At 45.4% G+C, this 10,010-nt stretch carries 7 protein-coding genes and 5 tRNA genes; 5 read left to right on the top strand and 7 right to left on the bottom strand.

Annotated elements, in window-relative coordinates; all coding sequences use genetic code 11:
- Positions 1-10: 10 nt before the first annotated feature.
- The 6 genes from AB4407_RS06890 to orn all read right to left on the bottom strand — a co-directional run bounded on the left by AB4407_RS06890 (position 11) and on the right by orn (position 1,355).
- Positions 11-87 (bottom strand) — tRNA-Met (locus tag AB4407_RS06890).
- Positions 88-165: 78 nt separating this feature from the next.
- Positions 166-241: transfer RNA gene (locus tag AB4407_RS06885), tRNA-Gly, on the bottom strand.
- A 56-nt stretch (positions 242-297) separates the two neighbouring features.
- Positions 298-374 (bottom strand) — tRNA-Met (locus tag AB4407_RS06880).
- Between the two features lie 50 nt (positions 375-424).
- Positions 425-500 (bottom strand) — tRNA-Gly (locus AB4407_RS06875).
- A 53-nt stretch (positions 501-553) separates the two neighbouring features.
- Positions 554-629 (bottom strand) — tRNA-Gly (locus AB4407_RS06870).
- Positions 630-809: 180 nt separating this feature from the next.
- Complete coding sequence (orn, locus tag AB4407_RS06865; RefSeq protein ID WP_012603103.1) at positions 810-1,355, bottom strand: oligoribonuclease; 546 nt, start codon at positions 1,353-1,355, stop codon at positions 810-812.
- 150 nt (positions 1,356-1,505) lie between these two features.
- On the opposite strand from orn, the gene rsgA reads away from it, so the two are divergent.
- The 5 genes from rsgA (at position 1,506) to AB4407_RS06840 (ending at position 8,558) form a co-directional block, all read left to right on the top strand.
- Positions 1,506-2,561, top strand: a complete 1,056-nt coding sequence (gene rsgA / locus AB4407_RS06860; RefSeq protein ID WP_372119831.1) for a small ribosomal subunit biogenesis GTPase RsgA — start codon at positions 1,506-1,508, stop codon at positions 2,559-2,561.
- Between the two features lie 125 nt (positions 2,562-2,686).
- A complete protein-coding gene (asd, locus tag AB4407_RS06855) occupies positions 2,687-3,598 on the top strand; it encodes an archaetidylserine decarboxylase (RefSeq protein WP_372119829.1) in 912 nt (303 codons plus the stop codon).
- A 326-nt stretch (positions 3,599-3,924) separates the two neighbouring features.
- Entirely contained in the window at positions 3,925-5,340 is a 1,416-nt protein-coding gene (locus tag AB4407_RS06850) for a DASS family sodium-coupled anion symporter (protein WP_372119827.1), read from the top strand.
- Between the two features lie 291 nt (positions 5,341-5,631).
- The gene (locus AB4407_RS06845) at positions 5,632-7,512 is read left to right on the top strand and encodes a methyl-accepting chemotaxis protein (protein WP_372119825.1); all 1,881 of its coding nucleotides are present in this window, start codon (positions 5,632-5,634) and stop codon (positions 7,510-7,512) included.
- A 158-nt stretch (positions 7,513-7,670) separates the two neighbouring features.
- Positions 7,671-8,558 carry a DMT family transporter gene (locus tag AB4407_RS06840; RefSeq protein ID WP_372119823.1) on the top strand — a complete coding sequence of 296 codons (888 nt, stop codon included), beginning with the start codon at positions 7,671-7,673 and terminating at the stop codon, positions 8,556-8,558.
- A gap of 57 nt (positions 8,559-8,615) precedes the next feature.
- On the opposite strand, the gene epmA is transcribed toward AB4407_RS06840, so the two are convergent.
- The gene (gene epmA / locus AB4407_RS06835) at positions 8,616-9,587 is read right to left on the bottom strand and encodes an elongation factor P--(R)-beta-lysine ligase (protein WP_372119821.1); all 972 of its coding nucleotides are present in this window, start codon (positions 9,585-9,587) and stop codon (positions 8,616-8,618) included.
- Positions 9,588-10,010 lie beyond the last annotated feature (423 nt).

The following is a 10,010-nucleotide window of genomic DNA, read 5'->3' as shown; positions in this document are numbered from 1 at the left end:
AACTGTAATGTGGTTGCGGGAGCCGGATTTGAACCGACGACCTTCGGGTTATGAGCCCGACGAGCTACCAAACTGCTCCATCCCGCGTCCGGATGCATTGTTTAAGTCAATGAGTCTTTGTCTCTAAGAGACCCTCTAGGAATTTATTTCCTAAAAGTATAAAGCTGGAGCGATACATCGGGTTCGAACCGATGACCTCAACCTTGGCAAGGTTGCGCTCTACCAACTGAGCTAGTATCGCATTAGTTAGTCGCTGCTCTTACTGCCTTGGGCAACAGATAGCGCTTAACTGTAATGTGGTTGCGGGAGCCGGATTTGAACCGACGACCTTCGGGTTATGAGCCCGACGAGCTACCAAACTGCTCCATCCCGCGTCCGGATGCATTGTTTAAGTCAATGAGTCTTTGTCTCTAAGAGACTAATTTGGAGCGATACATCGGGTTCGAACCGATGACCTCAACCTTGGCAAGGTTGCGCTCTACCAACTGAGCTAGTATCGCATTATAAAAGGTCTTTCACCTTTCGATTACCGCTTTCGCCATAACCTACAAATTGGAGCGATACATCGGGTTCGAACCGATGACCTCAACCTTGGCAAGGTTGCGCTCTACCAACTGAGCTAGTATCGCAAACTGAAAACGTCTTTCGCCGTTCAGGGCTGCGAATTATAAGAGCATTTTTTTGTGATGCAAGTCCTTAATGCAAAAATCAGCAAGTTTTTACTCAACTGCTGTAAAAGCACACATATTTGCAAAAAAAATAGCTCTTATGTCCCTGAAAAGTTAGATAAACGTGAACATTTGATCTGATTAGATGTTAATAATTGTTTTTCGATAGTACTGCAGCTCAGCAATAGACTCTCGAATATCGTCTAATGCAAGGTGGCTTCCCGACTTAGAAAAACCATCTAACACTTCAGGTTTCCAACGGCGAGTCAGCTCTTTCAGGGTGCTAACATCAACATAGCGGTAATGGAAGTACTCTTCCAGCTCTGGCATATGCTTGTATAAGAATCGGCGATCTTGACCAATGCTGTTGCCACAAATTGGTGACTTACCTTTTGGTACCCATTTTTCCAGAAACTCAATAGTTTGTTGAATGGCATCTTGCTCTGAAACTGTACTGTCTTGAATTCGTTTCACTAGGCCACTACCGGTGTGAGTCGTTGTGCACCACTCGTCCATCTTGTCCAATTCACTCTGAGGTTGGTGAATAGCCAAAACAGGTCCTTCAGCCAGGATATTAAGCTCACTATCGGTAACGATAGTCGCAATTTCAATGATTTTATGAGTTTCAGGATCAAGTCCTGTCATCTCGAGATCAACCCAAATAAGGTTCTGATCGCTAAAGGACATAAGGCGTCGCCTATTTGTTTATGTATAAAAGAGGTACTATACCCAAATAACTATACTCAAACTAGCTTTAGAGCCATCGAAATCATATGGCAGTAGCAACATCCTGTTTGAGTTCCCAATCATCAAGTTAGATGTGTTAAGTGAAAAATTGTGGCTAAAAAAAAGAAGTTAACCAAAGGTCAGGTACGTCGCGTACGTATCAACCAGAACAAGCGACTCAAGAAAGAAGATTCTATCCAATGGGACGAGAACATGCTTGGCGGAACAAAAAGCGGACTCGTGATTACGCGCTTTGGTCAACATGCGGATATCGAAGATCTTGAAACCAACGAAGTTCACCGTTGTAACTTACGCCGTAGTATTGAGACTTTAGTTTCTGGCGACCGAGTAACTTGGCGTGCAGGCTTAGAATCCATGGCTGGTATTTCTGGCGTTGTAGAAGCCGTTGAACCAAGAACTTCAATGCTGACTCGCCCTGACTACTACGACGGCCTAAAACCGGTTGCGGCAAACGTAGACCAAATGGTTATCGTTTCAGCTGTTCTACCAGAGCTATCACTTAATATCATCGACCGCTACTTGATCGCCTCTGAAACGGTGAATATCGCCCCTTTAGTCGTACTCAATAAAGTTGACTTGCTGACAGAACAACAAATTAGCGAATACCGCGAAACACTGAAGATATACGAGAAAATCGGCTATAAAGTCATGTTCGTGAGTAAAGAGTCGGGTTACGGCATCAAAGAGTTGGAAGCTGAACTGAAAGATCGTATCAACATTTTCGTTGGTCAATCTGGCGTAGGTAAATCCAGCGTAGTGAATGCACTGATGCCAACGTTGGACATTGAAGAAGGCGCAGTTTCTGAAAACTCAGGACTGGGTCAACACACCACCACAGCAGCGCGTTTGTATCACTTCCCTTCTGGTGGTGATCTTATCGACTCCCCAGGGGTACGTGAATTCGGCCTATGGCATTTAGAACCCGATGAAGTCACAGATGCTTTCATTGAATTCAAACCATACCTAGGTGGTTGTAAGTTCCGCGACTGTAAACACAATGACGACCCAGGATGTCTTCTGCGTGAAGCCGTTGAAGACGGAAAAATTAGCCGCTTACGTTTTGCTAGTTACCATCGCATCATTGAAACAATGGCTGACAACAAAGATAACCGTCAGTACTCGCGAAGTAAGAAAGCGGATCTATAATCGCGTTTTTGTGAACAAATGTGTGCATTTACTGACAATTGGCGCGAACTTAAGTAACATCTCGCGCCCTAAACCGTCATCGACAGATTTAATTGAAAAACAATTAGCATTGGAAAATTAATACAATGGATAAGATTAAAGTTGGATTGCAGTACTGGATCCCACAACATGGCCTGACTCGTTTAGTTGGTAAACTGGCGTCTGCTAAAGCGGGTGGTTTAACGACAGCGATCATTAACTGGTTCATCAAGCAATACAAAGTGAACATGGATGAAGCTCTGCATAGCGATCCAAAACACTTTAAGACATTCAATGAATTCTTCGTACGTGAATTGAAAGAAGGCATGCGCCCTATCGCAGAAGGTGACTCTGTTATTGTTCACCCTGCTGATGCACGTGTAAGTCAGTTTGGCCCAATTACTGATGGTCAACTGATTCAAGCTAAAAACCATAACTACTCAGCACGTGAGTTGCTTGGTGGTGATCCAGACCTAGCCGATGAGTTTAAAGACGGTGAATTCGCAACGCTTTACTTGTCGCCAAGTGATTACCACCGTGTGCACATGCCATGCGACGGCACACTGCGTCAGATGATCTACGTTCCCGGTGATCTTTTCTCAGTAAACCCGTTAACGGCAGAGAACGTTCCAAACCTATTCGCACGTAACGAACGTGTGGTTTGTATCTTTGATACTGAGTTTGGCCCAATGGCACAAGTGCTGGTTGGTGCAACTATCGTAGGTAGCATCGAGCAAGTATGGGCTGGTACCATCACGCCACCGCGAGGTAACTCGGTTTACAAGTGGGATTACCCAGCACAAGGGGATAAATCTATTATCTTGAAGAAAGGTGAAGAGATGGGTCGCTTCAAGCTTGGTTCAACGGTTATCAACCTGTTTGCTAAAGATGCAATCAAGTTTGACGACACGATGCAGAATGGTGAGAAAACCGTTCTAGGCACTCCTTTCGCGCACATTGCGGGTAAAGACGTTGAGACTGAAGCTGTTGATTCAGCAGAGAACACTGACCAAGCTTAACGATCTGAGTTAACTCATTTAGTTTTAAAGGCGCGTTACTTTTTCTATATCAGAGAAGAACGCGCCTTTTTCTGAACTCTACCAATTCGTTTCCTACTCAAGCTCTAACAACCCAAGCTTTCAAACCTCAATCCTCAAACCCAGCCCAGCCCAGCCACCTGTTGCTTCTCACTCTTGCCCCTAATTGAACAGATAAAAGATTGACCAAAAACAAAACAACTGTCGAAACCTTAAACAACTTTTCGATTTTACAACCCGTCTCCAAGTACCAAAAATCCAGATAACTTACTCTATTTGAAGATATTTTATTCATAGGGTCTTTGTACATGCCTAAACTCAATGTTGGCGTTCTGGTCAAGCTGTTGATTTGTTTTGCGATTCCCTTAGGCGTGTTGTTCATGCCGATAGATTCAATACCAATCGATGATCTCACGCTGATTCAACACCGCTTGTTGGCGATATTCTTATTGGCAGCTCTGCTGTGGGTGCTTGAACCCGTTCCGGTTTTCGCTACCTCAATACTGATCATTGCACTTGAGCTGGTAATGATTTCTGACAAAGGCTTACACCTGTTTAGAAATCCACCTGCAGGACACGATCTCGGTGAGTTAATCAAATATACCGACATATTCGGTGCATTTTCGTCACCAATCATCATTCTATTCATGGGTGGCTTTGCTCTTGCGATATCCGCCTCCAAATATGAACTCGACAACAATTTAGCTCGTGTGCTGCTCAAACCATTTGGCACAGAACCGCGCTTTATTATGCTGGGTTTAATGCTTATCACCGCCGTGTTCTCAATGTTCATGTCAAATACCGCAACAACGGTAATGATGCTCGCATTGCTAGGTCCTATCGTCGCCTCAGCACCAAAAGGCGACATGGGGATTAAAGCGCTCGTGTTGTGTATTCCAATCGCCGCCAATACCGGTGGTATCGCGACACCCATAGGTACACCACCCAATGCGATCGCACTGCAATACCTAATTGGCGAGAACAGTATCGACTTCCTTAGCTGGATGATGATGGGCTTACCCTTTGTGATCATCCAACTCACCATCGCTTGGTTTCTCCTACAAAAACTCTTTCCTTCTAAAGAAAGAAATATGGTCCTCAAGCTTGATGGACAATTTAAAAAGAGCTGGCGAGCGATTGTGGTTTACATCACTTTCGCTGCGACAATCTTATTGTGGATGACCACCAAACTACATGGCATGAACACTTATGTGGTCTCTATCATTCCACTGGCTGTTTTTACTCTCACTGGCATCATGGGCAAAGAAGAACTCAAGCTGATTAACTGGGATGTGTTGTGGCTGGTTGCGGGTGGTATTGCGATTGGGATTGGCTTGGATAAAACAGGCTTAGCCGCTGCACTCGCACACGCGATTGATTATGAATCGCTCTCGCCGACTGCAGTGGTACTAACGCTGTCTATCGTGTGTTGGCTAATGGCTAATTTCATGTCGAACACCGCTACAGCTAACTTGTTAATGCCAATTGCCGCTGCGATTGGCGCATCGATGGAGAGCCTAGTTACGATTGGGGGCTTGCAAGGCTTGCTAGTTGTGGTCGCCTTCTCAGCATCGCTCGGGATGATTCTTCCAGTATCGACGCCACCAAACTCGCTGGCTTACTCAACTGGGCTTATCGAAAGCAAAGATATGGCTAAGATGGGTATCATCTTAGGGATTGTCGGCTTACTGATGGTCTACCTCGCACTGTTTATTATCACCTAGCGCGTCAATGCATCCCTTCCGTCCAGCTAGTAATCGTGATCTCGCTAGCTGGCGGGCTACCAGGTTTTAACCAATACGATAACCCCTGATAACAATTAACACCTTAGCAGCAACCAATTGTGATTCCACTTCACTGTTTATTAAAAATAATCATATATATATTTAAATTATGATTTTCAACACGTTTCGAACTTTAAATATAACGACACTAGACACCTAGCAGAGACACATCCGTTCGCAATCCAACGCGTCGCTGTCATTAGCCTTTTATCCAAGAAGGAGGGATAAACCTTGAGACACACTATTAAGTTCAAAATTCAGATCGCCATTGCGGTCATTATTGCCGTCGTAAGTGGCGCTCAAGCCTGGATATCGGTCAACCAGCTCACCCAAGAGACTGAAGTCGCGATCAACCAAGAAATGAAGAATGTAAGTGCAGGAACAACCAATTACATTGCCGATTGGCTGTCGACTCGCAGTGATATGATGCTGGCCAATGAACCAACCATTTCAAGAAATAGTAATTCTGACCGCGAGTTATTGATCACCAAACAAGCTGGTCAATTCCTATCGGTTTACGCCGGATTCAACGATGGCACTATCGCTTATGGCGACAAGGCTGAGGATTGGCCAGCAGACTACGACCCACGCTCCCGCCCTTGGTATAAAGATGCAAACGCGACATCCGAACTCATCATTACCGAACCTTATCAAGATTTTGACGGCAGCATTGTCATCAGTTTCGCTAAAGCATTTAATGGTGAAAGACAGGGTGTTATCGCGGCAGACTTAACCGTAACCAGCATTATTGATACCGTACTCAATGTAAAACTCGATAATGACGGTTTTGCTTTTTTAGTCGACGGTAATAACAACATCGTCGCCTACAGTGATGAAGCGTTGAGTCAGAAACCACTGACGAATTTGAACCCTGAGCTAACGGTCGACAAAGTATCACAACTGCTCCAAAACCAAATGATCACGACGTTAACTTGGCCTGGTCAAGGCGATAAAATGGTCTACATCGCTAACGTCCCGAATACCGATTGGTCATTGGGTATTGTGATCGATAAAGAAATGGCATTTTCTGCGGTATCCGATGCCATTCAATTTATCACGCTTACCTCTTTGATTTTATACATCGTCATTTCGATTGCGAGCACCGTCGTCATCAACCGTCTGCTTTCGCCGTTACAAACATTGTCTGAAGCGCTCACTCAACTGGCTCAAGGCAGAGGCGACCTGACTCAGCGTATTGATATCAAGCGCATGGATGAAATTGGCAAACTTGCCGAGCTCGTGAACCAGTTCTTGAGCCAGATGCAAAGCATGCTTAAGGGCGTAATCGAGCACAGTCACGACTTAAACAACCATGCGGAAAAAGCCAATCAACTGGCTACGCAATCTTCGATTCGAGTCGAGAATCAACAAAACGACATCAACCAAATTGCGACGGCGATTCATGAAATGTCCGCCACCGCAGCTGAAGTGGCCAGCCATGCCGAATTAACCGCCTCCGCTTCTCAGGCATCCGCTACCGCTTGTAACGAAGGCCAAGAGGTTATCCAACAAAACCGCGATGCGATTACAGGCCTTGCGACTCAGGTTGAAGATGCCGCCAATGTTATTCGTGAATTAGAGAGTAATGCTCAAAGCATCAACCAGATCCTATCCACCATTCAAGGCATTGCCGAACAGACCAACCTGTTGGCATTGAATGCCGCGATTGAAGCCGCTCGTGCAGGTGAACAAGGTCGTGGATTTGCGGTTGTTGCAGATGAGGTTCGAGTGCTAAGCCAAAGAACGCATGGCTCGACCGAAGAAATTCGCGTGATGATTGATACACTGCAGAAGAATACCGAGCATGCCGTTGAAAGTATGACCACCAGCACTCAACTGGCAGAGAACAGTGTTGGCTTCGCAGAGCAAGCTCATGGCAGCCTCTCTAAAATCACTCAAGCCATCACTGAAATCAACGACATGGCACTGCAAATAGCGAGTGCAGCAGAAGAACAACGCGCGGTAAGCGAAGACATCAGTCGTAATACGCAAGGGATCAAAGATGCCTCTGATGATCTTGCACAGCAAGCTGAAAGCAGTCGCAATAGCTCAAATGAAATGAGTAGTGCTGCCGAGTCTATGCGCCAAGACGTGGAGCGCTTTAAGGTATAACTCGCCCAGAAAAAAGTTAAACCACACCGCCAAGCGGCAGTTGATGTAAACCAACAACTGAAACAAAGTGACTCTTTTCATAAGAATCACTTTGTTCTCAGTTGGGTTTGATGCATATTGATGAGCTAATTTATCCCAGACACAAGGATGTTATTCAGATGGGATTTGAATGGTTAGCTCTAGCTGCTGCTTTTCTTTGGGCCATTGCGAGCCTAATGTCAGTAAAGCCTGCCCAACACTTAGGTTCTTTCGCCTATAGCCGTTGGAGAATGGGTTGTACCGCGATCATCTTATCGAGCATGGCTTGGTTTACCGGAGGTTGGTCAACTGTCGAAGCCAATCTAATCACGCCGATGATGCTGTCTGGCCTGATTGGTATATTCATTGGTGATACCGCCCTATTTGCCTGTTTGAACCGAATGGGACCGCGCCAAGCGGGTTTACTGTTCTCTTGTCACGCCGTGTTCTCGGCGATTCTTGGTTACTTCCTGTTTAGCGAAAGCATGACTTCTGTTGAGCTAATTGGCTCAGCTTTGGTGTTCAGTGGTGTATTAACCGCGATATTCTTTGGTCGTCGAGGGCAAGCCAACAACCAACTCGAAACCATCAAAGGCACCGTTTGGATTGGCGTTGCACTGGGAATTACAGCTGCGATTTGCCAAGCACTGGGTGGCATCATCGCTAAACCCGTGATGCAAACTAATATCGACCCTGTTGCCGCTTCTGCGATTCGGATGATCACCGCCTTTGTCGCCCACTCCGCATTTCGTTTAACGGGCGCCAAACTTTCACGTGCACTGAACCCGATGAATGGTCAAATATTCGCAATTACCGCAGTGAACGGTTTTCTCGCGATGGCGGTGGGGATGACACTGATCTTGTATGCACTGCAGGAAGGGAATGTCGGCATGGTTGCTCTACTCTCTTCAACCACACCTATCATGTTGCTGCCAATTCTGTGGCTATACACCAAGCAGAGGCCAAATGCCTACGCTTGGTTCGGTGCCATTGTTGCCGTAGTGGGAACCGGTATCTTGGTCAGCTAGTGAACCAGATTGAAAGCTGAGAGTTACTAGCTATTAGCTCTCAGTAAAAACAGAAAACTAAGAACGTGGGAACGGGAAAGCGGTCACGTCATCAATGTGGTCGTAACCCAAAGCCAACATGATCAGTCTGTCGATACCTAAAGCAACACCCGCACAATCTGGTAAGCCCGCTTTTAATGCCTCAATCAAATGATGATCAATCGGTTGAGGTGATAAACCCATCTCAATACGCTTGGCGTTGTCATCTTCAAAGCGCTTAAGCTGCTCTTGAGGCTTATCCAACTCATGGAAGCCGTTTGCCAGTTCGATGCCTTTGAAATACACCTCAAAGCGGTCGGCTACTCGCGAATCCTCAGGGTTAATCTTAGCTAATGCCGCTTGTGAAGCTGGGAAATCATAAACAAAGGCTGGCACCTGTTGGCCAATCTTTGCTTCCACCCCAATACTGAAAAGAAGCTGCAATAGCGTATCGCGATCTTCTTCAGGCTCAGCAATATCGCTGAGCCCAAGTTTCGCTGCTGCTTGTTTTAGGATATCCATCGAATCTTCAAGCGGACACACACCTAACACATCGATAAAGGCTTGTTGGTAAGTCATTCGCTCTGCGGTGCCTGATTTAAGTATCTGCTGTAACAGCAGATCCATTTCATCCATCAGGTCATGGTGATCAAAACCGACGCGATACCACTCCAGCATGGTGAACTCAGGATTGTGATAACGGCCATTTTCTTCGTTACGGAAAGACTTACAAATTTGATAAATACAGCCACTGCCCGCCGCTAATAGACGTTTCATATGAAACTCAGGGCTAGTCATAAAGAACAGGGGCTGACCGTGCGCATAACCCGGCCCTACGAATTCAGTTTTGAAAGTATGCAAATGCACGTCCGTCACCGTGGCGTGACTCATGGCTGGTGTATCCACTTCCATCACGTTTCGCTCAGCAAAAAACTGACGGATTTGATTAAGGATATCAGCACGTTGCTTTAACTGCTTAATGGTTGCGGCTGGTTGCCATGTTGAGTGCATTATTAAGTTCCATATTACTGAATTCTAGGCGACGGAAATTACCACCTTTCGCCTCTTTTGTAAGCTTCTATCTTTCTATAGATGAAAGCAAAATGTTGTTTTAATGAAGCCAGAAAATTACGTTCTACAATACAATTATCAATACAGATTTTACATCCACATTGATAACAAAAATCATACTCAACAAGCCGTTAACACAAGCCCTGTGGGCTAATCGTTATCAACAATTCATTGCCGTGATTGCAGTCACATAACCTATAAATTCTATGCCTCCATATGCACTACCGACCTAAAAACCCAAATGCATCAACTTTTCGAATACCTTCCTCTCTTACACTGAACCTACCACTTAAGGCTTAGGGGTAATAAACGGTTGATGCCGTTTACGTACTATTAATTAGTAAATACTGCCAATTAGTAAGT

Source organism: Vibrio sp. 10N.261.46.E11 (assembly GCF_041472735.1).
In the GTDB taxonomy this organism is placed as follows: domain Bacteria; phylum Pseudomonadota; class Gammaproteobacteria; order Enterobacterales; family Vibrionaceae; genus Vibrio.
The sequence above is the reverse complement of the archived record's forward strand: the minus strand, read 5'-3'. Positions and strand labels throughout refer to the sequence as shown.

What these genes read in the sequence shown, in the direction of transcription:
- orn (WP_012603103.1), bottom strand. Translation starts at nt 1,355, where the DNA reads ATGTCCTTTAGCGATCAGAACCTTATTTGGGTTGATCTCGAGATGACA.
- asd (WP_372119829.1), top strand. Translation starts at nt 2,687, where the DNA reads ATGGATAAGATTAAAGTTGGATTGCAGTACTGGATCCCACAACATGGC.
- AB4407_RS06850 (WP_372119827.1), top strand. Translation starts at nt 3,925, where the DNA reads ATGCCTAAACTCAATGTTGGCGTTCTGGTCAAGCTGTTGATTTGTTTT.
- AB4407_RS06840 (WP_372119823.1), top strand. Translation starts at nt 7,671, where the DNA reads ATGGGATTTGAATGGTTAGCTCTAGCTGCTGCTTTTCTTTGGGCCATT.
- epmA (WP_372119821.1), bottom strand. Translation starts at nt 9,587, where the DNA reads ATGCACTCAACATGGCAACCAGCCGCAACCATTAAGCAGTTAAAGCAA.